General features: G+C 64.1%; 24 protein-coding genes. 19 read left to right on the forward strand and 5 right to left on the reverse strand.

What is annotated here, in order from left to right; genetic code table 11:
• The first annotated feature begins 147 nt into the window (after window positions 1–147).
• A complete protein-coding gene (exaC, locus tag U5822_RS08600) occupies window positions 148–1,668 on the forward strand; it encodes an acetaldehyde dehydrogenase ExaC (RefSeq protein ID WP_322855214.1) in 1,521 nt (506 codons plus the stop codon).
• 131 nt (window positions 1,669–1,799) lie between these two features.
• Here exaC and U5822_RS08605 read toward each other — a convergent pair whose 3' ends face one another.
• On the reverse strand, window positions 1,800–2,669 hold the full coding sequence (locus U5822_RS08605) for a LysR family transcriptional regulator (RefSeq protein WP_322855215.1): 870 nt from the start codon (window positions 2,667–2,669) through the stop codon (window positions 1,800–1,802).
• Between the two features lie 114 nt (window positions 2,670–2,783).
• Between U5822_RS08605 and U5822_RS08610 the strand changes: the two genes are divergently transcribed.
• Both U5822_RS08610 and U5822_RS08615 read left to right on the forward strand, forming a co-directional pair.
• Window positions 2,784–3,500, forward strand: a complete 717-nt coding sequence (locus U5822_RS08610) for an AzlC family ABC transporter permease (RefSeq protein WP_322855216.1) — start codon at window positions 2,784–2,786, stop codon at window positions 3,498–3,500.
• Window positions 3,490–3,798: an AzlD family protein gene (locus tag U5822_RS08615; RefSeq protein WP_322855217.1), complete on the forward strand. Its 309-nt coding sequence runs from the start codon at window positions 3,490–3,492 to the stop codon at window positions 3,796–3,798. The genes U5822_RS08610 and U5822_RS08615 overlap by 11 nt, the downstream gene beginning before the upstream one ends.
• Before the next feature lie 8 nt (window positions 3,799–3,806).
• Here U5822_RS08615 and U5822_RS08620 read toward each other — a convergent pair whose 3' ends face one another.
• On the reverse strand, window positions 3,807–5,930 hold the full coding sequence (locus U5822_RS08620) for a 4Fe-4S binding protein (protein ID WP_322855218.1): 2,124 nt from the start codon (window positions 5,928–5,930) through the stop codon (window positions 3,807–3,809).
• Window positions 5,931–6,154: 224 nt separating this feature from the next.
• On the opposite strand from U5822_RS08620, the gene pqqA reads away from it, so the two are divergent.
• The 11 genes from pqqA (at window position 6,155) to U5822_RS08675 (ending at window position 16,488) form a co-directional block, all read left to right on the forward strand.
• Window positions 6,155–6,226 carry a pyrroloquinoline quinone precursor peptide PqqA gene (pqqA, locus tag U5822_RS08625; protein ID WP_007153157.1) on the forward strand — a complete coding sequence of 24 codons (72 nt, stop codon included), beginning with the start codon at window positions 6,155–6,157 and terminating at the stop codon, window positions 6,224–6,226.
• Window positions 6,227–6,279: 53 nt separating this feature from the next.
• A complete protein-coding gene (gene pqqB / locus U5822_RS08630) occupies window positions 6,280–7,209 on the forward strand; it encodes a pyrroloquinoline quinone biosynthesis protein PqqB (protein WP_322855219.1) in 930 nt (309 codons plus the stop codon).
• Window positions 7,206–7,961 (forward strand): pyrroloquinoline-quinone synthase PqqC, encoded by a 756-nt coding sequence (gene pqqC / locus U5822_RS08635; RefSeq protein ID WP_322855220.1) that lies wholly within the window; start codon window positions 7,206–7,208, stop codon window positions 7,959–7,961. Before pqqB ends, pqqC begins: the two co-directional genes overlap by 4 nt.
• Window positions 7,958–8,236: a pyrroloquinoline quinone biosynthesis peptide chaperone PqqD gene (gene pqqD / locus U5822_RS08640; protein ID WP_375170996.1), complete on the forward strand. Its 279-nt coding sequence runs from the start codon at window positions 7,958–7,960 to the stop codon at window positions 8,234–8,236. Before pqqC ends, pqqD begins: the two co-directional genes overlap by 4 nt.
• Complete coding sequence (gene pqqE, locus U5822_RS08645) at window positions 8,233–9,375, forward strand: pyrroloquinoline quinone biosynthesis protein PqqE (protein WP_322855222.1); 1,143 nt, start codon at window positions 8,233–8,235, stop codon at window positions 9,373–9,375. Before pqqD ends, pqqE begins: the two co-directional genes overlap by 4 nt.
• Window positions 9,341–11,251 carry a S9 family peptidase gene (locus U5822_RS08650; RefSeq protein ID WP_322855223.1) on the forward strand — a complete coding sequence of 637 codons (1,911 nt, stop codon included), beginning with the start codon at window positions 9,341–9,343 and terminating at the stop codon, window positions 11,249–11,251. The genes pqqE and U5822_RS08650 overlap by 35 nt, the downstream gene beginning before the upstream one ends.
• A gap of 45 nt (window positions 11,252–11,296) precedes the next feature.
• A complete protein-coding gene (gene ercA, locus U5822_RS08655) occupies window positions 11,297–12,460 on the forward strand; it encodes an alcohol dehydrogenase-like regulatory protein ErcA (protein ID WP_322855224.1) in 1,164 nt (387 codons plus the stop codon).
• Entirely contained in the window at window positions 12,444–14,108 is a 1,665-nt protein-coding gene (locus U5822_RS08660) for a hybrid sensor histidine kinase/response regulator (RefSeq protein ID WP_322855225.1), read from the forward strand. Before ercA ends, U5822_RS08660 begins: the two co-directional genes overlap by 17 nt.
• Window positions 14,109–14,176: 68 nt before the next feature.
• Entirely contained in the window at window positions 14,177–14,458 is a 282-nt protein-coding gene (locus U5822_RS08665; protein ID WP_322855226.1) for a hypothetical protein, read from the forward strand.
• Window positions 14,459–14,535: 77 nt separating this feature from the next.
• On the forward strand, window positions 14,536–15,912 hold the full coding sequence (locus U5822_RS08670) for a class II fumarate hydratase (RefSeq protein WP_322855227.1): 1,377 nt from the start codon (window positions 14,536–14,538) through the stop codon (window positions 15,910–15,912).
• Window positions 15,913–15,984: 72 nt separating this feature from the next.
• On the forward strand, window positions 15,985–16,488 hold the full coding sequence (locus U5822_RS08675; RefSeq protein WP_322855228.1) for a CDP-archaeol synthase: 504 nt from the start codon (window positions 15,985–15,987) through the stop codon (window positions 16,486–16,488).
• A gap of 18 nt (window positions 16,489–16,506) precedes the next feature.
• Here the strand turns inward: U5822_RS08675 and U5822_RS08680 are convergent, their stop codons facing one another.
• On the reverse strand, window positions 16,507–17,481 hold the full coding sequence (locus U5822_RS08680) for a metallophosphoesterase (protein WP_322855229.1): 975 nt from the start codon (window positions 17,479–17,481) through the stop codon (window positions 16,507–16,509).
• A gap of 215 nt (window positions 17,482–17,696) precedes the next feature.
• Here U5822_RS08680 and msrA point away from each other — a divergent pair, with 215 nt between their 5' ends.
• From msrA to U5822_RS08695, 3 genes are all read left to right on the forward strand, one after another.
• A complete protein-coding gene (gene msrA / locus U5822_RS08685; protein ID WP_322855230.1) occupies window positions 17,697–18,362 on the forward strand; it encodes a peptide-methionine (S)-S-oxide reductase MsrA in 666 nt (221 codons plus the stop codon).
• 11 nt (window positions 18,363–18,373) lie between these two features.
• A complete protein-coding gene (gene msrB, locus U5822_RS08690; RefSeq protein ID WP_322855231.1) occupies window positions 18,374–18,799 on the forward strand; it encodes a peptide-methionine (R)-S-oxide reductase MsrB in 426 nt (141 codons plus the stop codon).
• Between the two features lie 163 nt (window positions 18,800–18,962).
• The gene (locus U5822_RS08695; RefSeq protein WP_322855232.1) at window positions 18,963–19,727 is read left to right on the forward strand and encodes a lysophospholipid acyltransferase family protein; all 765 of its coding nucleotides are present in this window, start codon (window positions 18,963–18,965) and stop codon (window positions 19,725–19,727) included.
• Between the two features lie 25 nt (window positions 19,728–19,752).
• Here the strand turns inward: U5822_RS08695 and U5822_RS08700 are convergent, their stop codons facing one another.
• Together U5822_RS08700 and nhaD are read right to left on the reverse strand one after the other, a co-directional pair.
• The gene (locus U5822_RS08700) at window positions 19,753–20,736 is read right to left on the reverse strand and encodes a calcium/sodium antiporter (RefSeq protein WP_322855233.1); all 984 of its coding nucleotides are present in this window, start codon (window positions 20,734–20,736) and stop codon (window positions 19,753–19,755) included.
• Window positions 20,737–20,745: 9 nt separating this feature from the next.
• Entirely contained in the window at window positions 20,746–21,996 is a 1,251-nt protein-coding gene (gene nhaD / locus U5822_RS08705; RefSeq protein ID WP_322855234.1) for a sodium:proton antiporter NhaD, read from the reverse strand.
• 317 nt (window positions 21,997–22,313) lie between these two features.
• Between nhaD and mqo the strand changes: the two genes are divergently transcribed.
• Both mqo and U5822_RS08715 read left to right on the forward strand, forming a co-directional pair.
• Window positions 22,314–23,795, forward strand: a complete 1,482-nt coding sequence (gene mqo, locus U5822_RS08710; protein WP_322855235.1) for a malate dehydrogenase (quinone) — start codon at window positions 22,314–22,316, stop codon at window positions 23,793–23,795.
• Between the two features lie 156 nt (window positions 23,796–23,951).
• Window positions 23,952–25,184, forward strand: coding sequence for an ATP-grasp domain-containing protein (locus tag U5822_RS08715; RefSeq protein WP_322855236.1), 1,233 nt, complete (start codon window positions 23,952–23,954; stop codon window positions 25,182–25,184).
• Window positions 25,185–25,231 lie beyond the last annotated feature (47 nt).

The following is a 25,231-nucleotide window of genomic DNA, read 5'->3' on the forward strand; positions in this document are numbered from 1 at the left end:
GCCACGGGGCTGCAGGTTTCTACTACCAAGGAACGAGTTTTTCGCCCCTATCGCATCATTCACCTATTTGCCATCGGCTACTACATTGAATGGGTAAACGCGAAAGGCCGCGTTGTCCTGCGACAAACACAACAAGAGGTCGATGCCATGATCTACGCAAATCCCGGACAGGAAGGTTCTGTCGTTTCATTCAAATCCCGTTACCAGAATTACATCGGTGGCGAGTGGGTCGAGCCCGTGAAGGGCCAGTACTTCGAGAACATCACCCCGGTCACCGGCGAGGTGTTCTGTGAGATTCCCCGCTCCACCGCCGAAGACATCGAACTGGCCCTGGACGCCGCGCACAAGGCGGCCCCGGCCTGGGGCAAGACCTCGCCCACCGAGCGTTCCAACATCCTGCTGAAAATTGCCGATCGCATTGAGGCCAACCTCGAGGCCTTGGCCGTGGCGGAAACTTGGGACAACGGCAAGGCCGTGCGCGAGACCCTGAACGCCGACATCCCCCTGGCTGCCGACCACTTCCGGTACTTCGCCGGCTGTATCCGCGCCCAGGAAGGCCACATGGGTGAAATCGACCACAACACCGTGGCGTACCATTTCCACGAGCCGCTGGGTGTTGTGGGCCAGATCATCCCCTGGAACTTCCCGCTGCTGATGGCGGCCTGGAAACTGGGCCCCTGCCTGGCCGCCGGCAACTGCACCGTGCTCAAGCCGGCCGAGCAGACCCCGGCCAGCATCCTGCTGCTGATGGAAATCATCGGTGACCTGCTGCCGCCGGGCGTGCTCAACATCGTCAACGGCTACGGCATCGAAGCGGGCCAGGCCCTGGCCACCAGCAAGCGCATCGCCAAGATCGCCTTCACCGGCTCCACCCCGGTCGGCTCGCACATCCTCAAGTGCGCCGCGGAAAACATCATTCCGTCCACCGTGGAGCTGGGTGGCAAGTCCCCGAACATCTACTTCTCCGACGTCATGGACGCCGAGCCCGAGTTCATCGACAAGTGCGTCGAGGGTGTGGTGCTGGCGTTCTTCAACCAGGGCGAAGTGTGCACCTGTCCGTCCCGGGCCCTGGTCCAGGAAGACATGTACGAGGCCTTCATGCAGAAGGTGGTTGAGCGCACCAAGGCCATCAAGCGTGGCAACCCGCTCGACACCGACGTGCAGGTTGGCGCCCAGGCGTCCAAGGAACAGTTCGACAAGATCATGTCGTACCTGGAGATCGGCAAGCAGGAAGGTGCGGAAGTGCTGACCGGCGGTGGCAAGGAAGACCTGGGCGTTGGCTTCAACGACGGCTTCTACATCCAGCCGACCCTGTTCAAGGGCGACAACAAGATGCGCGTATTCCAGGAGGAAATCTTTGGCCCGGTGGTTGGTGTGACCACCTTCAAGACCGAGGAAGAAGCCCTGGCCATCGCCAACGACACCGAGTTCGGTCTCGGTGCCGGGGTCTGGACCCGCGACACCAACCGCGCCTACCGTCTGGGCCGCGCCATTCAGGCCGGTCGGGTGTGGATGAACTGCTACCACGCCTATCCGGCCCATGCCGCCTTCGGGGGTTACAAGAAGTCCGGCGTTGGCCGTGAAACCCACAAGATGGCACTCGAGCACTACCAGCAGACCAAGAACCTTCTGGTCAGCTACGACACCAACCCGCTGGGTTTCTTCTAACCAGCACGCAGTAAGTCGCGGGTCCTGGCGGCCCGCGATGAGTCTCCTCGCACCACCATTTCTGACCTCTCTTTGGCCCCTCCCCAGGGGCTTTTTTGTGCCTGGTCGAGGGGTCTGCCGCGCTCGGGAAACTACGGGGTTTGTGACTGCCTGAGGGTGCGCACCAGTAGATCGTGGAGCTGGCTGACCGCTTCGGAGCCCTTGGACTCCGCGCTCCGATAGACGGCCACCTCCATCGGCTCCAGTGGGCCCAGCCCCTGGTCGCTACCCAGGACCTCCAGGTGCGGCGGCATGCTGCATTGGGTCAGCACCGCAACCGCAATCCCGCTTTCAACCGCAGCGATCTGACCAGCCAGACTTGAGCTGTTGTAGACCACCCGGTAACGACGGCCCTGTAAGGCCAGGGAGTTGATGGCGCTGCGCTTGGCCAGGCTTTCGCTCTCGTAGACCGCAATGGGTAACGGGTCCCGCCGCCAGATTTCAAAGTGTGGTGAGCCGACCCAGACCATGGGTTCGTGGAAGAGCAAGGTGCCCTGCCGGGCGTGATCCCGGGAAACCAGGGCGAGATCAAGATCACCAGTGGCCACCCGGGGAATCAGGGCGGTGGACTGTTCACAGTTCAGTTCGATTTCCACCGAGCCGTGATGCGGGGCAAAACGCTTGAGGGCGGGTGTGAGGTATTTGGCAGCGTAGTCGTCCGGTACACCGAGGCGAATCCGGCCGGTGAGTTCCCGGCCATGGAAGGCCGATTGGGCCTCGGCATGCAGGTCAAGCATTCGCCGGGCATAACCCAGCAGTTTCTGGCCCTCTGGCGTGAGCTGGTGTTGTCGTGGTCCCCGCAAAAGCAGCTGGCACTGCAAAGCGGCCTCAAGCTTTTTCAACTGCATGCTCACCGCCGACTGGGACCGGTGGACCTCCGGTGCCGCCGCCGAGAGCGAACCGGCATCGACCACCGCCACAAAGCATTTGAGCCAATCCATTTGCAGATCCTGATACGTCACGGGCCGGTACTCACTATTTGTAAATCGAATATTTGCCAATCGAATTATGCGCTTTTCTAAATGGATGGCCAATTGCAGACTGAGGTCCTGTGCAAACGGCGGGGGAAATTCGCGATGGGCCACACTGACACTGGACTGCATCAACTTGACCGGTCACTGGTTTGGGCAGGCTTTAAGAGCCTCACGCCGATTTCCTTGTTTGTGACCATTTTCGGGGTGGCATTTGGCTTGGCCGCAAAGCAGTCAGGGATGAGCGACTCGCTGGTGATCTCCATGAGTGCCCTGATTTTTTCCGGCTACGCCCAGTTTGCCCTGCTGGATCTGTGGGGTGCCCAGGTACCCCTGGTGGCCATGTTGGTGGCTGCGGTAGCCATCAATGCCCGTCACCTGTTGATGGGCGCGACGCTTTACCCTTGGTTGCGCCACTTGCCGCCGCTGAAACGGTACGGCGTGATGATGGTGGCGTCCGATGCCAACTGGGCCATGTCCATGCAGGCGTTCAGCCGCGGCCAGCCCGGGCTAGGGCTGCTGTTGGGTGGTGGTCTGGCGATTTGGCTGTTCTGGGTGTTGGGCACCTGGCTGGGTATCCACTTCGGCAATGCCCTCAGCGATCCGAAAACGCTGGGGCTGGATATGGTGATGGGGTGTTTCCTGCTTGCCATGGTGCTGGGCGGTGATCGCAACCCGCGCATGTGCCTGATCTGGAGCGTCGCTGCCATTGCCTCACTGCTCGCGTACCGGTATCTGCCCGAGAACAGCCATGTGATCGTCGGCACCCTGGCTGGAGGCTTGGCGGGGGCCGTCAAGGGAGAGCAGCACCATGAGCATTGAAACCACTGGCATGGGCATCGTAGGCATCGTCCTACTGATGGTGGTTGTCACACTGGCGACCCGATGGGGTGGGGTCTATGTGATGTCAATCGCGCCCATCAGCGCTCGAGTCCGGCAATTCATCAACGCCATGTCGGCATCGGTACTGGTCGCACTCATTGCGCCCATGGCCCTGACCGGCGATGTCGCCACTCGAGTCGCCCTGTGCGCCACCGCAGCCCTCATGCTGGCAGTGAACAAGCCATTGCCCGCCATAGCTGTGGGGGTTGTGGCCGCCGCCCTGGTCAGGCAGCTGTAACACGGTGCCTACACGCTGGCGTCGGTGGCCAGGATCCGGGCCTGGCGTTGATGCTTGCGCTGCTGTTTGTCGCGCACGATGCTGTCCACGCACTGCTGGTCGTCCCGCAGGATCACCACGCATTCCAGGCACTGGATGCACTCGTCGTAGTCGATCCGGCCGTCCTTGCGGATGGCGTTGATGCCGCACTCGTTCTTGCAGTGCTGGCAGGGCGAGCCGCAGCGTTCGATCCGCTCCAGCCAGCTGAACAGCCGGAACCGGCCCAGCACCGCCAGGCCGGCGCCGAGCGGGCACAGGTAGCGGCAGTAGAACTTGTGGATGAACATGCCGACCACCAGCAGGCCAATGGCGTAGGCGACAAAGGGCCAGTACCGCCAGAACACCAGGGTGATGCTGGTCTTGAACGGTTCCACTTCGGCCAGCTGCTCGGCCAGGGTGAGCGAGTAGAAGGCGGTGCCGACCAGCCCTAGCAGGATCGGGTACTTGAGCAGGATCAGTCGGCGGTGCCAGTGTTCCGGCACCCGGATCTGGCGCAGGCGCAGTTTCTGTCCCAGCCAGGCTGCCATTTCCTGGAGCGCGCCGAACGGGCACAGCCAGCCACAGAACAGGCCGCGGCCCCAGATGAACAGGGTCACGAAGGTGTAGCTCCAGAGAATGAACAGCACCGGGTCGAGCAGGAACACATCCAGGGTGAAGCCGTCCCAGAGGGCCAGCAGCAGGGTGTAGATGTTCACCACCGACAGCTGGCCCTGGGCGTAAAAGCCGATGAAGGACAGGGTGAAAAACAGAAAACCCCAGCGGAACCGGTGCACCAGGGTCGGGTGCCGGCTCAGGGTTTTCTGGCGCGCGAAGAACACCGTCAGTACCGCCAGGCCCGCCACCAGCAGCGAGATCTGCCACCAGCGTTCTTTCCACAGGCCCACCCACACCGGCTCTCGGCTGGTTTCAGGTGACTCCGCGATGGCCACGGTCTCAAACAGGTCGCCGGCAAACTGCACCGGCAGCGTGAAGTTGGCGGTGTCGGCAATCAGGTGGTTGCGGGCCAACTCCACGTTCAGCTTCAGGCTGGCCTCGGCGCCGGGATTGAACCCGGCATTGCCGCCGACCCGGAACAGGTTGACCGCGTCGAAGCCGGGCAGGCCGTCCGCCTGCAGGCGGAAGTTCTGGTCCAGCCAGTTCAGATCGCGCATCTCCACCGACAGGTTGTTCTGGGTCAGGCCGATCCGGTCCGGGGAACTGCCCGGCGTGAAGCTGTCGCGCACGTGGCGGAACATGCCCCGGGAGGCCACCATCAACACCTGATCGTTCTCGCCCAGGCGGGCCATGAAGCGGGCGTAGTGCTCGTCGCCGAGCAGGTTGCGCCCGACCATGGGCGAGTTCATGTAGGCGAGGTACAGCTCGGTGAAGGCCTCGCCATCGGGTGGGGTCAGGTCGGCCGGGTAGTCCGACAACGGGCGGCCGAGCTGCTGTTCCACCGCGTCGACCTCGATGCGCGTGCGGCTGACGTAGCCCCGGTCGATCAGCTGCTGCCAGCCAAGAGGTTCGAACCAGTCCGGTTTGGCCCGGGTCGGGGCCGACTGGGCGAAGGCCTCGAGCTTCTGGCGCGCGACCTTGAGCGCGGACGACAACACGGTGTCGTTGACGATCAATACCGACACCGTGGCCTTGCTCACGCCGTCGAAATAGACCACATCGCCTTCGGCGCTCTTGCCGGATTTCCCGGACAGCGACGACTGCACCACGATCTGCTCGCGCAGGGACCGGCCCTCGTACTGGTCGACAAAGTCGAACAGGGGCTCTTCCCCCAGGCCGTGCAGGAACACCGGTTCATGGTGGTGCAGGATTTTTACCCCGGTGAACCGGCCCTGGGTGTCCAGGCCGATCATCATCTGGATGGGTTTGCCGGCAAAGCCCTGCAGTCGGCTCAGGTCGGTGGATTCGTAGGCGTAGCCGAGCAGCTCCTGAAGCTGGTACACCGGGTAGACGGGAACATCCGGCAGCTTGTCTTCAATCACGGTGGCCGCCGGGAACAGCGACTGGATCAGCGCGCGCCGGCTGTCGGTCAGTTCGGCCCCCGACAGGGTCGGAACCAACAACAGAAGGAACAGCAAGGGTGCGAATCGCCCGGCCATGGTGGAACTCCCGACAGTTATTATTGTGGTTGTTCCATGCTACGGCCTGGGTGTCAGGTCTCAATTCGACCTCGGAGCCAGGGCGCTGCTACTTTGTGGGGGCGTAAAACGGTTCTAAAGTACCATATGGGCACTATGCCTCCGTCGCTAGGATGAAATGGTGTAATCGGGATTGCCGATGCCTACACGCAATGCGCTAACAATCATGACAAGAGGTGAGCATTATGTGGACCAAACCAGCCTACGAAGACCTGCGGATCGGTTTTGAAGTGACCATGTACTTCGCCAACCGCTGAGGGCAGGGCGGCCGGTGCCCGTGCGCCGGCCTCGCTGCCTCCGGACTACTGCCATGCAGATACATGTGCTTGGCTCCGCCGCCGGCGGAGGGTTCCCCCAGTGGAACTGCAACTGTCACAACTGCGCCGGGTTCCGGAACGGATCCCTGAATGCGCAGGCCCGCACCCAGTCTTCCCTCGCCATCAGCGAAGACGGCGAACACTGGATCCTGATCAACGCCTCTCCGGACATCCGCGCCCAGTTGGCGGCCTTTCCCGCCATGCAGCCAGGCCGGTCCCTGCGGGATACCGGCATCAATGCCATCCTGTTGATGGACAGCCAGGTGGATCACACCACCGGTTTGCTGTCCCTGCGCGAGGGGTTGCCGATCGACGTCTGGTGTACCCGGCAGGTGCACGACGACCTGAGCGCCGGGTTTCCGCTGTTTGCCATGCTCCGGCACTGGAACGGTGGCCTGAACTGGCGTGCGATCGATGCCTCGGAACAGCAGGCGTTCACCATTCCCTGCGCGCCGTCCATCGAACTCACCGCCATCCCGCTGCTGAGCAACGCGCCGCCCTATTCACCGCGCCGGGACAATCCGCACCCGGGCGATAACATCGGCCTGTTCCTGCGCGACCGGCGCACCGGCACCACCGTGCTGTACGCCCCGGGTCTGGGCCAGCCGGACGAGCGCATCCGCAACTGGATGGCCCGGGCCGACATTTTGCTGGTGGACGGCACCGTCTGGCACGACGACGAAATGATTCGCCAGGAAGTGGGCAGCAAGACCGGACAGGCCATGGGGCACCTGGCCCAGGCCGGCCCCGGCGGCATGATCGAGCTGCTGGACTCCCTGACCGCCAGCCGCAAGATCCTGATTCACATCAACAACACCAATCCGATCCTGGACCAGGACTCACCGGAGCGCGCGGAACTTGAGCGCCACGGCATTGAGGTGGCCTGGGACGGCATGCACCTCGACCTGTCGGAGGCACCATGAACGCCAAGGCCAACACCGTTCTGAACCGGCAGGATTTCGAGCGGGCCCTGCGCGACAAGGGCCGCTATTACCACATTCATCACCCCTACCATAAAGCCATGTACGGCGGGCAGTGCACGCCCGAGCAGATTCGTGGCTGGGTGGCGAACCGCTATTACTACCAGATCCAGATTCCCCAGAAGGACGCCGCGATCATGGCCAACTGCCCGGACGCCTCGGTGCGACGGCTGTGGCTGCAGCGCATCCTCGACCACGATGGCCACGACGGCGATGCCGGCGGCATCGAGGCCTGGCTGTGTCTGGCCGAGGCGGTGGGGCTGACCCGGGAGGAGGTGATCGACCAGCGCCACGTGCTGCCGGGGGTCCGGTTTGCGGTCGACGCCTACCGCAACTTCGCCCGCCGGGCGAGCTGGCAGGAGGCGGCCTGCTCGTCCCTGACCGAACTTTTTGCCCCGGAGATTCACCAATCCCGACTGGACAGCTGGCCCCAGCATTACCCCTGGATCGAGCCGGCCGGTTACAGCTATTTCCGCAAGCGCCTGTCGGAAGCGCGCCGGGATGTCGAGCATGGCCTGACCATCACCCTCGACCACTTTGTCACCGCGGCCGAGCAACGCCGGGCGCTCGAAATCCTCCAGTTCAAGTTGGATATCCTATGGTCTATGTTGGATGCGCTGACTATGGCTTACATGCATCAAACCCCCCCGTATCACACCGTCACCGATCAGCCGGTGTGGCACCGCGGGCTGTGAGCGAGGCCGGTATGACACAGACACCCCGTCTCCGCCGTGGCTTCCGGTTTCAGTGGGAGCCGGCCCAGCAGGCCCACGTGCTGCTGTACCCGGAAGGCATGGTCAAACTGAACGGCAGCGCTGGTGCCATCCTCGGTGAGGTGGACGGACAGCGAGACGTCGAGACCATCATCGCCGACCTGCAACGGCAGTTTCCGGACGTGCCGAGCCTGGACGCCGACGTGCGCGAATTTCTCAACGACGCCGCCCAGCGGCACTGGATCGAGTGGCTATGACCGGCGCGGCCGAGGGCAAAGCCGTGGTGGGACCGCCGCTCTGGTTGCTGGCGGAGCTGACCTATCGGTGCCCGCTGCAGTGCCCCTACTGCTCCAACCCCCTGGACTTTGCCAACGGCGAACAGGAACTGAGCACCGAGCAGTGGCTCAGCGTGTTGCGCCAGGGGCGCGAGCTGGGGGCAGCGCAACTGGGCTTTTCCGGGGGCGAACCGCTGGTGCGGCCGGACCTGCCGGAGCTGATTGCCGAGGCCCGCAAGCTGGGTTACTACACCAACCTGATCACCTCCGGCCTGGGCCTGACCGACGCCAAGGTCGACGCCTTTGCCGACGCCGGCCTGGACCATATCCAGGTCAGCTTCCAGGCCTCCGACCCGGAACTGAACAACGCCGTTGCCGGCTCCCGCAAGGCGTTCGAGCAGAAGCTGGCCATGGCCGAGGCGGTCAAGGCGGCCGGGTACCCGATGGTGCTCAACTTTGTCATCCACCGGCACAACATCCACCAGATGGTTGACATCATCGACCTGTGCGAGCGCCTGGGCGCGGACTACGTCGAGCTGGCCACCTGCCAGTACTACGGCTGGGCCTTCAAGAACCGGGAAGGGCTGATGCCGTCCCTGGCCCAGCTGACTCGGGCCGAGGCCGAGGTCAACGAGGCCCGGACTCGACTGCAGGCCGCCGGGTCGGCCATGCAGCTGATCTTTGTCACCCCCGACTACTACGAGGAGCGGCCCAAGGCCTGCATGAACGGCTGGGGCAGCCTGTTCCTGACCGTGGCCCCGGACGGCACCGCGCTGCCCTGTCACAGCGCCCGGCTGCTGCCCATCGATTTCCCCCAGGTGCAGAGCACCAGCCTGCGGGAGATCTGGTACGACAGTCCGGGGTTCAACCACTACCGGGGCGATAGCTGGATGCCCGAACCCTGTCGCTCCTGCGACGAAAAAGGCAAGGATTTCGGCGGTTGCCGATGCCAGGCTTACCTGCTCACCGGCAATGCCGACAACGCCGACCCGGTGTGTGGTAAATCCCCCCATCACGACCGAATTCTCGCCGCACGCCGTGCTGCTGACCACGCCACGGCCGGGCTGGAAGACTTGGTGTACCGCAATGTACAGAACTCCCGACTGTTTTTCCGTAGCTGAATCTTCCCGCCGGTTGCCGGATACCCCGGCCGCCACCCGGCTCAGCGCCTACGAGGTTTGCGCCGGCCACGCCCAGCGCACCGAACTGGTGGCCTCCGAAACCGGCCTGTTCTGGCTCGAGGAAGCGCCCGGCGAGCAGGGCAAGGTCCTGAAGTTTCGCACCGAGACCGGAGAGCAGGGCAGCCTGCTCGAGGGCCACACCCTGGGGAGCCGGATCAATGGTTACGGCGGTGGCTCCCTGGCGGCCCTGGACGACCGAGTGGTGGCGGTGACCGACGAACAGGCGCTGGTGTCGGTGGCGCTGGGGCAGGCGGGTGGCCGCGTCCTGGTGCCGGCAGCCGAATGCGCCTGGGGCGGGCTGGCGGCGGACCACGCCCGCAACCGGGTGTTGGCGGTGCGTGAGGCGGACGGCGTTCAGCAGCTGGTGGCCGTGGGCGACGATGGCCAGTGGGTCTGCCTGCACGAGGGCGAGGATTTCTACGGCGCGCCGGTGCTGTCAGCCGACGGTTGGCAGATTGCCTGGATCAGCTGGCAACTGCCGGCGATGCCCTGGCTCAGCAGCAGACTCTGGGTCGGGGAGCTGGACCGGGCCGGGCGCCTGCGCAATCTGCGCTGCTGCCGGCCGCCGGTGGAGGGCTCGGTGCAGCAGCCGCTGTTCCGGGGCGACGCCCTGTGGCTGCTGTCCGACCACGACGGCTGGTGGCAGCCCTGGCAGATCCAGAGCCAGGGTCGGGAGTTGGTCTGGCACCGGTTGCCCGCCCCGGACCTGGACCACGCCAATGCCCCCTGGCAACTCGGCGAGTGCCACCATTGTGCGCTGCCGGATGGGCGCTGGGCCCGGGTGCGCTACCACCAGGGCACCGGCGAGTTGTGGCTGATTGACGCCGCCGGCGATGAGAGACGGGTGGCCTCGGACTTCAGCGATTTTCGCTCCCTGTGTGCCCGGTACGGTCGCCTGTGCTGCGTGGCGCGCTCGCCCGATCGGCTGGACGCCATCATCGAGGTGGAACCGGGAACCGGTGAGGTTCGGGTGCTGGTCGGCGGCGAGGCGCCGTTGCCGGGCCGGGAGCTGGCGCTTCCGGAAACCTTTGTGCTGCCAGCACAGGACGGTGACGATGTCCCCGTCCAGGGTTTTCTCTACGCCCCGATGGAACCGGTCTTCACGGCACCGCCGTTGATCCTGGTGGCCCATGGCGGGCCGACGTCGGCGGCCTATCCGGTGTACAACCCGCAGGTGCAGTACTGGTGCCAGCGGGGCTTCGCCGTGGCCGAGGTCAACTACCGCGGCAGCAGTGGGTTCGGTCGCCGGTTCCGGCTGGCCCTGGCCGGTGGCTGGGGCGAGCTCGACGTTCAGGACATGCGCCGTGCCGCCGCCTACCTGGTGGCCCAGGGCCGCGCCGACGAGCGCCGGCTGTACATCCAGGGCCGCAGCTCCGGCGGCTACACCGCGCTCATGACCCTGGTGGACGACGACTGCTTTCGGGGCGGGGCCAGTATTTTCGGGGTCACCGACCCCCTGAACCTGAAACGGATGACGCACCGGTTCGAGTCCGGCTACCTGGACTGGTTGCTGGGGGATTCCTGCCTGCACGCCGAGCGCTGGCACGCCCGCACGCCGCTGCATCACGCCGGTCGCATCCGGGCCCCGGTGATCTTCTTCCAGGGCGGCCTGGACCGGGTGGTGGTGCCGGCCCAGACCCGTGCCATGGTGGCCTCCATGACCGCCGCCGGGCACCCGCCGGAACTGCACTGGTTCGAAGACGAGGGCCACGGATTTCGCCGGCGCCGCAACCAGGCCAACATGCTGGAATGGCTGTACAGTTTTTACCGGAGCACTGGCCTAAAGGCCAATGAACGGGCCGAAAACTTGAGTTAGACTGTCGGTTATTCCTATAACAACAAGCCATAGAGAATAGCCTGCATGAGTCACGACATTACGGCCCTGCGCAAGTTCGTTTCACCGGAGATCGTGTTCGGGGCCGGCTCGCGCCGTTCGGTCGCCAACTTCGCCAGCAATTTCGGCGCCCGCCATGTGCTGCTGGTGTCCGACCCGGGCGTGACCGCGGCCGGCTGGGTCAACGAAGTGCAGACGCTGCTGACCGAGGCCGGTATCCGCGTCACGGTGTTCACCGGGGTCTCGCCCAATCCGAAGGTGGACGAGGTGATGACCGGGGCCGAGCTCTACAAGTCCAGCGAGTGCGACGTGATCGTCGCCATCGGCGGCGGCAGCCCCATGGACTGTGCCAAGGGCATCGGGATTGTCGCGACCCACGGCCGCAGCATCCTGGAGTTCGAGGGCGTGGACACCATCACCAACCCACCACCGCCCCTGATCCTGATTCCGACCACCGCCGGCACCTCCGCCGACGTGTCCCAGTTTGCGATCATTTCCGACCCCATTCGCCGCTTCAAGTTCTCCATCATCAGCAAGGCGGTGGTACCGGATGTTTCCCTGATCGACCCGGAAGTGACCGAGACCATGGACGCCTACCTGACCGCGTGCACCGGGGTCGACGCCCTGGTGCATGCGATCGAGGCCTTTGTCTCCACCGGCGCCGGGCCCCTGACCGACACCCACGCCCTGGAAGCCATCCGGCTGATCAACCGCAACCTCGAACCGCTGGTTAGCAACACCGCCGATGCCTACCTGCGCGAGCAAATCATGCTGGCGTCGATGCAGGCCGGCTTGGCCTTCTCCAACGCCATCCTCGGGGCCGTGCACGCCATGTCCCACAGCCTGGGCGGCTACCTGGACCTGCCCCATGGCCTGTGCAACGCGCTGCTGCTGGAGCACGTGGTGGCGTACAACTACACCTCGGCCGAGGACCGTTTCCGCCTGGTGGCGGAGGCCATGGACATCGACACTCGGGGCATGGGCCACCGGGACATCCAGAAGCGGCTGATGGCGCGGATCATCGAACTGAAAAAACGGGTGGGACTCGAGGCGCGGCTGGCCCAGCTCGGCGTCAGCGTCACCGACATTCCCTACCTTTCAGGTTTTGCTTTGAAGGACCCGTGCATCCTCACCAACCCGCGCAAATCCTCCTTGCGGGACGTCCAGGTCGTGTATGAAGAAGCGCTCTGACCGACCGGACACCGGTTACGGCGTCGGCGATCTGCTCGGGCTGGGCAGCCAGTCGGTCCGCAAGAACTATTACCCGGCCCTGCAGGACCGCATCGACGAGCTCGAACAGGAACGCAACCGCTACAAGTGGCTGTTCGAGAACGCTCTGCACGGCATCTTCCAGGCCAACATGCGCGGCGGCTTCCTGGCCTGCAATCCGGCCATGGCCCGAATCTGCGGCTACGACAGCCCGGAGCAGCTCACCGAGACGGTGATCCGGCTGCGGGAACAGCTGTTCTGCAAGGCCGCGGAGTTCGATCACATTCGCCAGGAACTGCTCGACGAGGGTAGCCTGCGCGCCCGCGAGACCACCTTCCAGCGCGCCGATCACACCCCGGTGCACGTGGCGGTGACCCTGCTGCGCCGCCCGGACCTGGGCCCGGAAGTGGTCGAGGCGTTCGTGGCCGACATCACCGAGCGGGTCCAGGCCCGGCAGAAACTGGAGCAGTTGAACCAGGACCTGGAGCGCCGGGTTGAGGAACGCACCGAAGCCCTGCGGGACGCCAATCGCAGCAAGGACAAGTACCTGGCCGCGGCCAGTCACGACCTGATGCAGCCCCTGAGCGCGGCCCGGCTGATGATCTCGTCGCTGCAGGACAGTCAGTTGCCGGAGCGGCAGAACCGGGTCGTGCATCAGGTGCACCGGGCCCTGGAAGGGGCCGAAGAGCTGCTGTCGGACCTGCTGGACATCTCCAAGCTGGACCAGCAGGTGGTGCAGCCGGAGCGGGTGGCCATCGACCTGCGGGCACTGTTGCAGGGTCTGGGTGAGGAGTTTGAGGCGGTGGCGGCCAACGCCGGCCTGGCCTTCCGATTGCGGCTGATTCCCGTGACCGTGCGCACCGACCCGCGCATGCTGACCCGGGTGGTGCGCAACCTGCTCAGCAACGCCTTCCGCTACACCCAGTCCGGCGGGGTGGTGCTGGCGGTGCGCCGGTACCGGGGCAGCTTCCAGATCCAGGTCTGGGACACCGGCGTCGGCATCGAGGAAAGCAAGCTCGAGGAGATCTTCACCGAGTTTCACCAGTTGCTGCCCCAGGGCACCGGTGGGCGCCAGGGTGTGGGCCTGGGGCTGGCGATCGTCGACCGCATGGTGCGCATCCTGGGGTGTGAGATCGGGGTGTCTTCCCGCCCCGGTCGAGGGTCGCGGTTTGAGATCACCCTGCCACCGGAGTCCGAGGCCAAACTGATCCGCGATCCGGCACCCAACCCCGTGGCCGCGGCGGCCGGGGATTTCGCCGATGCCCAGGTGCTGGTCATTGACAATGAGCCGGCGGTGCTGGAGAGCATGGCCATGCTGCTGGAGGGCTGGGGTTGTCAGGTCCTGGCGGCCGGCAGTGCCGAGGAGGCGCTGACCCTGTTGGCCGATGGCGCCGCGCCGCAGGTGATCCTGGCCGATTTCCACCTCGATCATGACCTGACCGGCTGCCAGGCCATCGCTGAAATCCGGCAAGCCCTGGGGCGGGAGGTGCCGGCGGCGGTGATTACCGCCGATCGCGGCGACGAGACCCGCCAACGGATGCGAGAGCTGAACCTGCCGCTGCTAAACAAACCGGTCAAACCCAACCGCCTGCGAGCCCTGCTGACCAGTCTGCTTCAGTCGGCCGACTGATCCCTCTCGCCCTTGCCGCCAGGGTCTACACTTACCTCATCAGTGCCGAGGAAAGGAGGACCCACCCCATGAGCAACGCTGAATCCGGACTGACCAACCACGAAGTGACCGTTTGCCTGGCCGGCGGCGCCGTTCTGGGACCGTTCAACGCGACCTGGACCAAGAACGAAGGCGGCGACGTGCGCGAACTGATGCGGGAATACGACGCCTACCTTCAGGGCGACAAACAGCACCGGTTCAAGTTCCACCTGCACGACACCTACACCCGCACCGTACACACCCTGATTCTGGACTTTGCGCAGGTGACCGGGGTCTACGATCATGTCCGGCTTCGCTCCAACGACGGTTGATACTCGGCTGATACAAAGTGCAGCGCCGGCCGTAGGGGCTGGCATCACCGGGTAAAACGCGACAGACAGGAGGGACCATGAGCGACTATCGAACGGAAACAGACAGCCTGGGTGAGGTGCAGGTACCGGCGGACGCGCTTTGGGGAGCCCAGACCCAACGCGCCATCAACAATTTCCCGGTCAGCGGTCTGGCCATGCCCCACGCCTTCATCGTGGCGGTGGCGCAGGTCAAGCGGGCAGCGGCGGAAGCCAACAGCAGCTTGGGCCTGCTCGACAACGACCGGCGCGACGCCATTGTCGCCGCCTGCGACGCCCTGATCGACGGTGAGTTTGCCGACCAGTTCCCCATCGACCGCTACCAGACCGGCTCGGGCACCAGCACCAACATGAACCTGAACGAGGTCATCGCCGCCATCGCTGGCCAGCGGGGCGTGAAAATCCACCCCAACGATGACGTCAACATGAGCCAGAGCTCCAACGACGTGATCCCGACCGCCATCCACGTCAGCGCGACGCTGGCGGTGAAGGAACGGCTGGTTCCGGCCCTGACCCACCTGGCCGGGGTGATCTACGAGCGGGAGTCGCTGTTCCACGAGCAGGTCAAAACCGGTCGTACCCACTTGATGGACGCCATGCCGGTGACCCTGGGCCAGGAGCTGCGGACCTGGCGTGAACAGCTGATGGCCGCCGAGGAGCGGGTGGACGCCGCCGCCGATGGCCTGCTGCCGGTACCGCAGGGCGGTACGGCCGTGGGCACCGGGGTGAACGCAGCGCCGGAATTCGCCGAACAGTTCGTCAAATTCCTGAAAGCCAACACCGGCTACCATTTCACCGCGCTGGAGCACAAATTTGTCGGCCAGAGTGCGGTGGACGCCCCGGTGGCGCTGTCGTCCCAGCTGCGCGGCACGGCCATTGTCCTGACCAAGATCGCCAACGACCTGCGCTGGATGAACAGCGGCCCGATCCACGGCCTGGCCGAGATCAGCCTGCCGGCCCTGCAACCGGGCAGCAGCATCATGCCGGGCAAGGTCAATCCGGTGATCCCGGAGTCGGTCGCCATGGTCGGCGCCCAGGTCATGGGCCTGGACAGCGCGGTGGCCATCGCCGGCCAGTCGGGCAACTTCCAGCTCAACGTGATGCTGCCGCTGGTGGCGGCCAATCTGCTGGACATGATCGAGCTGCTGACCAATGCCGCCAACGTGATGGCGGAGAAGGCGATCCGCGATTTCACCGTCAACACCGACACCCTGGACGCCGGGGTCGGCCGTAACCCGGTGCTGGTGACCGCCCTGAACCCGGAAATCGGATACAGCCTGGCCGCCGACATTGCCAAGGAAGCCTATCGCACCGGGCGCCCGGTGATCGACGTGGCGGAGGAGCGCAGCGGCCTCAGCCGCGGCCGGCTGGAGCAGTTGATGAACCCGCTGAAGCTGACGCGCGGAGGCATCACCTGATAAAAAAGAGACATCACCTGATAAAGAGGCATTACCCAAACAGCCCCACGACCACCATGAAAAGGGAGCTTGATGCACAGGGAGATTGACCAGCTGCTGCTGGCAGGGGTGTTGTTCGTGATGCTGGTGCTCGCCAACGGCATGCCCGTGGTGGCGGCACGCCTGCTGAAACGCCGGTGGCGCACGCCGGTGGACGGTGGCCGGCTCTGGTCCGACGGACGCCCGGTTCTGGGCCCGAGCAAAACCTGGCGGGGCCTGACAATCGGGGCGCTGAGTTGCGCGCTGTTTTCGGCGGCGATCGGCCTGGGACTGGTGTTCGGCGTGCTGTTCGGGGTGCTGGCGCTCTGGGGCGATCTGCTCAGCAGTTTCTACAAACGCCGCCTCGGCATGCCCTCGAGCGCCCGCGCTGTGGGCCTGGACCAGGTGCCGGAGAGCGCCTTGCCGATGGTGCTGGCGGTGTTCTGGTTGCCGATCAGCTGGTGGGGCGCGGCCCTGGTCGTGGTGCTGTTCACCCTGGCCAACATCCTGGTGTCACCGCTGCTGTTCCGGCTGGGTATCCGCCGCCATCCCCATTGAATCGATGCCTGCGCGGGGTCAGGCGGGGCCGCGGGTCAGGGTGTGCAGGGTCACTTCCGGCGGGCAGTTCAACCGGACATTGACCACCGAGGTGCCGGCCCCCGGCGAGGTGTAGCCCTGCATGCCGTTGGCCTGCCAGTAACCCCGGCCCAGGCGGCGCGGACAGTCCGAATCCAGGGTCACCGGAATGCCGCCGGGCAGGCAGATCTGGCCGCCGTGGGTATGGCCGCACAGGAACAGGTCGTAGCCGGCGTGGGCGGCTTCGCGCCAGATTTCCGGGGTGTGGCTGAGCAGGATGCTGATGCCGCTGGCGGGAATGTCGTCCCCGGCCCGCTGCAGGTTGTGCACCTTGTAGAAATGGGCGTCGTCGACTCCGGCCAGGTAAAGGGTGTCGCCCTGATGCTCGATCGGGATCATCTCGTTCATCAACAGGGTGTAGCCCATGTCCTCCAGGCCCGGCACCATGCGCACGCTGTCGTGGTTGCCCAGCACCGCACAGGCCTGGCCCCGGATCGCGTCCCGCAGCCGGGCCATGCCGTCCAGGGCGCCGTCGAGTGGCCCCCAGGTCAGCTTGCGGTAGTCGCCGGTGAGCACGCACAGGTCGTAGTCCAGGGATTCGATCAGAGCAATCACCGCCTGCAGGTTGGCCTCGTCCATGTCCACGTGCAGGTCGGTCAAATGCAGGATTCGATAGCCCTCGAACGCCGCGGGCAGGTCCGGCAGGCGAAACTGGTTGTGGGCCAGGCTGAGGCGGCGGCTGTTCGCCTGGCCGCGCCGGAACAGGCCCACCAGTTGCAGGCAGACGCGGATGAACGCCGGAGCCGAGGTCACGTTCTCCAGGTGAAAGGAGGCGCGATCCTGGCCGAACACCTGGGCCTCGTATTCCCGCTCAATGCCCAGACGCTGGCGGGCATGAACCGGGCCCAGCCGCAGGCTCAGCCGGTATTCCAGGAGCTCATCCTGATTCTTGGGTGTGCGAGCCCTTGCCGTCATGTCTCTGTCCTTGATATGCCGAACGGGCCACTGTCACATCGCAAAGTGGCAACCCTGTGTTTCAGTATGGTCCCGCTGGCAGGGTATGCAACCGCCCGGGAGCAATGTTCATGTTCGCCCCGGCGGACTGGGCCATTGGCAAAAGCCGGTCGTACCAGCCACAATCTGAAGCATAAAACGACGCAACCACACCCATTCCGATCGACGAGGACATCATGGCCACATCGTGCGATATTCCCGGGCTGAACGTGCCCCGCAGCCGCTTCCCCGACCCCGAGCAGGACCTGCCCCAGAGCGGCGATGAGGCCCGGCTGGTACTGGCGGGCGGCTGCTTCTGGTGCGTGGAGGCGGTGTTCAGCGCCATGGACGGTGTCACCAAGGTGGAAGCCGGCTATTCCGGCGGCAGTGCCGACACCGCCAACTACGAGGCCACCTGCAGTGGCACCACCGGCCACGCCGAGGTAGTGGATATCCACTACCAGCCGGCAAAAGTCAGTTTTGGCGAGCTGCTTAAGGTATTCTTCTCGGTCGCTCACGATCCGACCCAGCTCAACCGCCAGGGTAACGATCGGGGCACCCAGTACCGTTCCGCCGTCTTCTACGAGACGCCGGAACAGAAACAGGTGGCCGAGGCTTACATGCGTCAGCTCGACGCCGCGGGTGTCTACCCCGATCCGATCGTGACGACGCTGGAACCGCTGGAGGCGTTTTACCGGGCCGAGGATTACCACCAGAACTTCGCCGCCCGGAATCCGTATCAGCCATACATCATGGCGGTTGCAGCGCCGAAAATGGAAAAACTGGTGAAAAACTACAGCGATCGGCTGAAGCCGGAATACGCCGATGACCCTTCCGGCGCAGCCGACGACAACGAGGCCTGAGGAGGCATTCCATGAGCGTTTCTGCTGCAGGTTACGACCTGACACCGCTAACGCAGGCGGAGATTGACGAGAAAGCCGCCGATCTGACGCCGGAGGAGCGGAAGGTCCTGCTGGACCACGGTACCGAGCACCCGTTCTGCGGCACCCTGCTGGACAATAAACTGGCCGGCGCCTATCACTGCCGCCTGTGCGACCTGCCGCTGTTCAGTTCGGACTCCAAGTTCGATTCCGGCACCGGCTGGCCGAGCTTCTTCCAGCCCTACGATCCGGAGCACATCCGGTACCTGGAAGACAGCAGCCTGGGCATGACCCGGACCGAGATCCGCTGCCCTCGCTGCGACAGCCATCTGGGCCACGTTTTCCCGGACGGTCCGCCGCCCACCGGCAAGCGCTACTGCCTGAACTCCATCGCCATGGTGTTCCAGGAAAACAGCTAATAAAAAACGGGGCCAATGCCCCGTTTTTTATTGCCAGATCGGCCCTTTTCTCCGCCATTTGGCGCATTAACCCCTCCCTGGATTAGCGACTATACTGCGCCGCTGAACGCCGGCCCTCAACCCGATGGGCCACCGGCCATTTCCGACCGACGGTGCTGACCCGATGATCCGACTGAAAATGAACCCGCTGACCGAATCCGCGACCCTGCTGCGGCGTGCCGGGGTGGTGCTGGGCAGCGTGGGCCTGACCGCGCTGTATTCGCTGCTGATTCTGTTGCGGGCGTTGTTTGGCAAGCTCGATCGGCCCATTGTGGACAAGTACTGTCGGGAGTGGTCGGCAGCCCTGCTGCGGTTGGTGCGGGCCAGCCTGGCGGTGCGCGGCGCGGTGCCGGACTTCAGCGACGGCCGCCGGTACATCATCATGTGCACCCACGCCAGCCACTACGACATTCCGGTCACCTTTGTGTCCTTGCCCGGCTCCATCCGCATGCTGGCGAAAAAGGAGCTGTTCAGTATCCCGCTGCTGGGGCAGGCCATGCGCGCGGCGGAATTCCCGTCGGTGGACCGGTCCCATCGCCAACGAGCGGTGAAGGACCTGGAGCGCGCCCGCGCCATGATGGAAAGCGGCATCGTGCTCTGGGCCGCGCCGGAGGGAACCCGCTCGCCCGATGGCAAGCTGCTGCCGTTCAAGAAGGGCTGCTTTCACCTGGCCCTGGATACCGAGGCGGTGATTGTGCCGGTGGCGGTGCGTGGCATTCACCGGGTGCTGCCGGCGCGCACCTGGCAGATCAACCTGGGGCAGCCGGTGGAGGTACGGGTCGGGGAGCCGCTGGACACCGCCGGCAAGACCAAGGCCGACCTGGCGCAGGTCATGACCGACGTCCGGGGCCGGTTGGAAACCCTGTTGGGGAACGGCGAAGCCGAGTAGCGCGGCGTCGCCGGAGTTGGCCCGGTCAGGCGGTGGAGGCGGCCACTACCGTGGACAGCAGGTAGCCGGTGTAGGCGATGTACACGACCAGCAGGATGGAGCCATCCAGCCGGCTGATGACCTTGCGCCCGGCGGTCATGCCGTAGCCCATCAACAGCAGGCCCACGGTCAGCGCCAGCATCAGGGTCCAGTCCCGGTACAGCACTTCCGGGTCGACCTTGAGCGGCTCGATGGCGGCGGCCAGGCCGACCACCGCCAGGGTGTTGAACAGGCCGGAGCCGAGGATGTTGCCGAGGATCAGGTCGTGTTCGTTCTTCTTGACCGCGGCCAGGGCGGACGCCAGTTCCGGCAGCGAGGTGCCGATGGCGACGATGGTCAACCCGATGATCAGGTCGCTGACGCCCAGGGCCTGGGCGATGGTCACCGAACCCCAGACCAGCAGCCGGGAGCTGATCACCAGCAGCACCAGGCCAACCGCCACCCAGATCAACGCGGTTTTCAGAGGCATGGGGTGAGCAATCACTTCGGCGTCGGCCTCGCCGCCCAGGGAGTCATCCTTGCCCTGCAGACCCTGGTAGATCGACCAGCCCATGACCCCGGCGAACACCGCCAGCAGCACGGCGCCGTCCAGTCGGGTCAGTTGGCCGTCGATCAGTTGGGCGCCAGCAATCAGGGTCAGTACCATCAGCAGCGGCAGTTCCTTGCGGATAACCTGGGAGTGCACCGCGATGGGCGCGATCACCGCGGTCAGGCCGACAATCAGCGCAATGTTGGTGATGTTGGAGCCGTAACCGTTACCGAGGGCCAGGCCCGGGTTGCCGTCGGCGGCCGCCATGGCGGACACCGCCAGTTCCGGCGCGGAGGTACCGAAACCGATGATCACCATGCCGATCAGCAGTGTGGGCATGCCCAGGTGCTTGGCGGTGGCCGCGGCCCCTTCCACAAACTTGTCCGCGCTCCAGACCAGCAGAACCAGACCGGCGACGATTGCGCCCATTGCCATTAGCATAGAAAAACCTCAGTTGATGAACCGTCCGAGCATGAACACACCGGCGTAACCCAGGGTGTAGGCCGTCAAAAGGTGGGCAAGATACCGCATGTAGGCGCCGAAGGTCAGCCCCGGGATCTTGCTCATGGCCACGATCCCGGCGGCCGAGCCGATGATCAGCAGCGAGCCGCCGACGCCGACCGCGTAGGTCAGCCCCATCCATTCACCCGGGCTCATGGTGATGCCGGCCTTGAGCAGGGCGGCGGTCAGCGGCACGTTGTCGATCACCGCCGAGAAGATCCCCATCAGATAGTTGGCGTACAGCGGCGGCAGCACATCGTAGATGGCCACCAGCGACTGCAGCGCCTGGATTTCCTTGAGCATGCCCACCAGCAACAGAATGCCCAGGAAAAACAGCAGAGTATCGAATTCGATGATACGGATGTATTCGAGAATCGGGTCCAGGTCCGAGTCGTCGCTCATGAACCGGGATACCAGGAACATGATCGACAGCCCGAACAGGAAGGTCAGCACCGGGGGAATGCCGAACAGGGCATTGCCGGCGATGGTGCTCAGGATTGTTAACAAAAACAGCAGGCCGATCACCGTATCCACCGGGCGGATCTCGTTCTTACGGGCGGTCAGGACCACGGTGCCGGTCAGGCCCCGGGACAGCAGCACGGCGAGCACAAAGACGGTGATCGAGGCCGGCACAGCGAGGGTCAGCAGGGTCAGGATTTCCACCTTATCCGCCAGGAAAATCATGAGGGTAGTGACGTCGCCGGTGATCAGCGAGACGCCGCCGGAGTTCACCGCGAAGACGACCAGGGTGACGAACTGAAGGCGTTTTTTCAGCTCCAGATCGAGTGACAGGATGAGCGAGCATGAGACTAACGTCGCGGTGATATTGTCTGCCAAAGAGGAGAAAATGAAGCAGAAAAGTCCGGTCAGAAATAACAGCTTCCGTTCGCTCACCTGGGTCGGCATGACCAGGTAGATCAGATTTTCGATCATCCCTTTCTTGTTCAGGTAAGCGACGAAGGTCATGGCCGCGACCAGGAACAGCCACAGCCCCGCGATTTCGGCAATGCTTTCGGCAAGGCCGCTGGCAATGGCGGCGGTTTCACCCTGACCATCGCTGGCCAGAAAGAGAAGAATCCAGCTCAGGGTGCCAAAGAACAGCGTGATCTTGGCTTTGTTGATGTGAATGACATCCTCAAAGATGACGCCAAGCAGCGCCAGAACAGCAAGCACAATCAGCACAGTTTCCAGGGCAGACATCGGATCGTTCCGTCCAGATTAGGCAGACACCGGACGAATGGCCCGGTTGTGGCGGGAGTTTAGTCTTTTGCCCCGACACTCTCCACTGTCCGTAAGTGCAAGTGACGGCAGCAAAACATCAGCGAGCCGCCACAGCAAAGGCGCAACGATTGACATTCGCAATTTATTCTTTCGGCGAAAATCGGGATAATTGCGCCCACATTCAGACCGGAAGCACACGGCGGCGCCTTCAACCATGCGTCTGACCGGCTTTCGACAGGCTCTTCTGCTGATCGTGGGGGAGCGCACAGGCTTACTACTAGTTAGGGTATAGACCAATGGCCGCAAGACAGGCAGACGTAGTGCTGGTCGGCGGTGGCGTCATGAGCGCCACCCTCGGCATGATGCTCAGGCAGCTGGATCCGTCCCTGGACATCGTCATGGTGGAGCGTCTTGACCACGTTGCCCATGAAAGCACCGACGGATGGAACAACGCAGGCACCGGCCACGCCGGGTATTGCGAACTGAACTACACGCCGGAAACCGACGACGGGGACGTGGCCATCGAACGGGCGCTCAAGATCAACGCCCAGTTCGAAGTGTCGCTGCAGTTCTGGTCCTACTTGGTGGAGCAGGGCGTTCTGCCCGAGCCGGAAAGCTTCATCAACCGCACCCCGCACCAGAGCTTTGTCTGGGGTGAGAAAGACGTGGCCTTCCTGAAACGCCGCTTCGAACGCCTGAGCGCCCATCACCTGTTCCGGGAGATGGAATACACCGAGTCCCCGGACGAGCTGGAACAGTGGATGCCGCTGGTGGTCCAGCACCGGGATCCGATGCAGCGGGTCGCCGCCACGCGCATCAAGCACGGCGCCGACGTCGATTTTGGTTCCCTGACCCGCAGCATGGTCGAGTACCTGGAGAGCCAGCCTAACTTCGAGCTGATGCTGAGCAGCCCGGTGCACTACATCGACCAGCGTGACAACGGCCGCTGGAAGGTCCGGGTCCGCAACCAGAAGACCGGCGAGCTGACCAAGCTGGAAGCCGGGTTCGTGTTCCTGGGAGCCGGCGGTGGCGCCCTGCCGATGCTGCAGAAATCCGGCATTGACGAAGCCCGCGGCTACGGGGGCTTCCCGGTCAGCGGCCAGTGGCTGGTGTGCCGCAAGCCCGAGATCGTCGAGCAGCACCACGCCAAGGTGTATGGCAAGGCGCCCATCGGTGCGCCGCCCATGTCGGTGCCGCACTTGGATACCCGCATCATCAATGGCGAGCCGGCCCTGCTGTTCGGGCCCTTCGCTGGCTTCACCACCCGCTTCCTGAAGCAGGGCTCGGTGTTCGACCTGTTCGGCTCGGTCAAGCCCACCAACCTGCGCCCGATGCTGTCGGTGAGCAAGAGCAACATGGACCTGACCCGGTACCTGATCGGCGAGGTGTTCCAGTCCCACAGCGACCGGGTTGCCTCCCTGCGCAATTTCTTCCCGGACGCCCGTGAAGAGGACTGGGAACTGAAGATGGCCGGCCAGCGGGTGCAGATCATCAAGCAGGTGGAAGGCGGTGGCGGCAAGCTCGAATTCGGCACCGAAATCGTCGCCGCCCAGGACGGCACCCTGGCCGCCCTGCTGGGCGCCTCGCCCGGGGCCTCGACCGCGGCCAACGCGATGCTCGATGTGCTCGAGCGCTGTTTCCCCGAGAAGTTTGCCTCCCCCGAGTGGCAGGCGCGGATGAAAGAGCTGGTCCCGTCCTATGGCCAGTCCCTGGTCGAGGACGAGGAACTGCTGACCCACGTACGGGAACGGACCCTGTCCACGCTGAAACTGCGCTGATATTACTAATCGGTATAAAAAGCACAGAAGCACTGGGGCCGCTGGTTTTCAAACCTGCGGCCCCAGTGCTTTTTGGCCTGAAAACGTCGGCTCGATTTGCGATTTCCGAGTAAACGCATAGGTTTAAGGTAAACCCCCATGCAAAGGAGATAGCCTATGAGCGACCAAAAATACAATCCGGAAAAGGGCTACGTGGCCCTGCTCGGCTGGAGCCTGAATGCGGTTGAGGCGGCCGACAAATTTGACCGGCGGTATGTGGTGGTCGCGCCCGACTGGGCCGAGGCTTATTGCAAGGAACACAGCATCCCCTATGTGCCATGGAACTTTGAGCGTCTGAACGACCGTTCCGTGGAAATTGCCCAGACCCTGAAGGACATGGGGGTCAACGTCGCGATTCCCCTGTTTGAGGAAACCGTGGAATGGGCCGGCGCCATCAACTCGGTGCTGATGGACAAGCCCAAGCTGTTCGGCCAGGCCATGCTGTTGCGGGACAAGGCGTTGATGAAGCGCCGGGCCCAGCTGGGTGGCATCCGGGTCGGCATCTTCGAGGAAGCCCACGACAAGGGCGATGTCATCCGCTTTTTGAAACGGGTCAACCAGACCCTGCTGAAACTGGACGGGGACCCGAACGATCCCATCCACCTCAAGGCGTTCGACAAGGCCGGCTGCCTTGGCCACCGGGTCATCCGGACCCCGGACGAGGTCGACACCATCCCCGACGAAGAATTCCCGGTGCTGATGGAGTCCCACCTGGACGGCTGGGAGTTTGCCGTCGAAGCCTGGATCCACAACGGCAAGATCGCCTTCCTGAACATTTCCGAGTACGTCACCCTGGGTTACTCGGTGTTCGTGCCGGCGACGCCGGACCTGGAGAAGTACCGGGACCAGATTCGGGGCGAGATCGAGAAGCTGATCAAGACCTTCGACATCGAGTTCGGGTTTGTCCACCCCGAGTACTTCGTCACCAGCGACAGCACCATGTACTTTGGCGAGGTTGCCTATCGGCCGCCAGGCTTCAAGGTGTTTGAGCTGCTGGAGCGGGCCTACGGCTTCAACGCTTACCAGGGCCTGATCCTGTCCTTCGACCCGAAAACCACCGAGGAGGAGATCAAGGCCTTCTTCCCGCGGGAAGTGGTGGACGCCAAGGGCTATGCCGGCTGTTTCGGGGTGTACCCGCGTCGGCGCGTGGTCAGCAAGCTGGAAGTGCCGGAGGAGACCGAAAACCACGAGTATTTCGAGTCCCACGAGCTGACGCCGCCGCTGGAGGAAACCGTCACCAAGCGCACCGCATTCGGCACCCACTGGGGGCTGGTGTATTTCTACGGGGACGATCCGTACGTCATGCGGGACCTCCTGAAACATCAGGAGGAACTGGATTTCTATGTATAATCAGGCCACGTCTTAACCACAAATGGGTTTGGTGCAGGCCCTGAGGA

It is taken from the genome of Marinobacter qingdaonensis (genome assembly GCF_034555935.1).
Classification (GTDB): domain Bacteria; phylum Pseudomonadota; class Gammaproteobacteria; order Pseudomonadales; family Oleiphilaceae; genus Marinobacter; species Marinobacter qingdaonensis.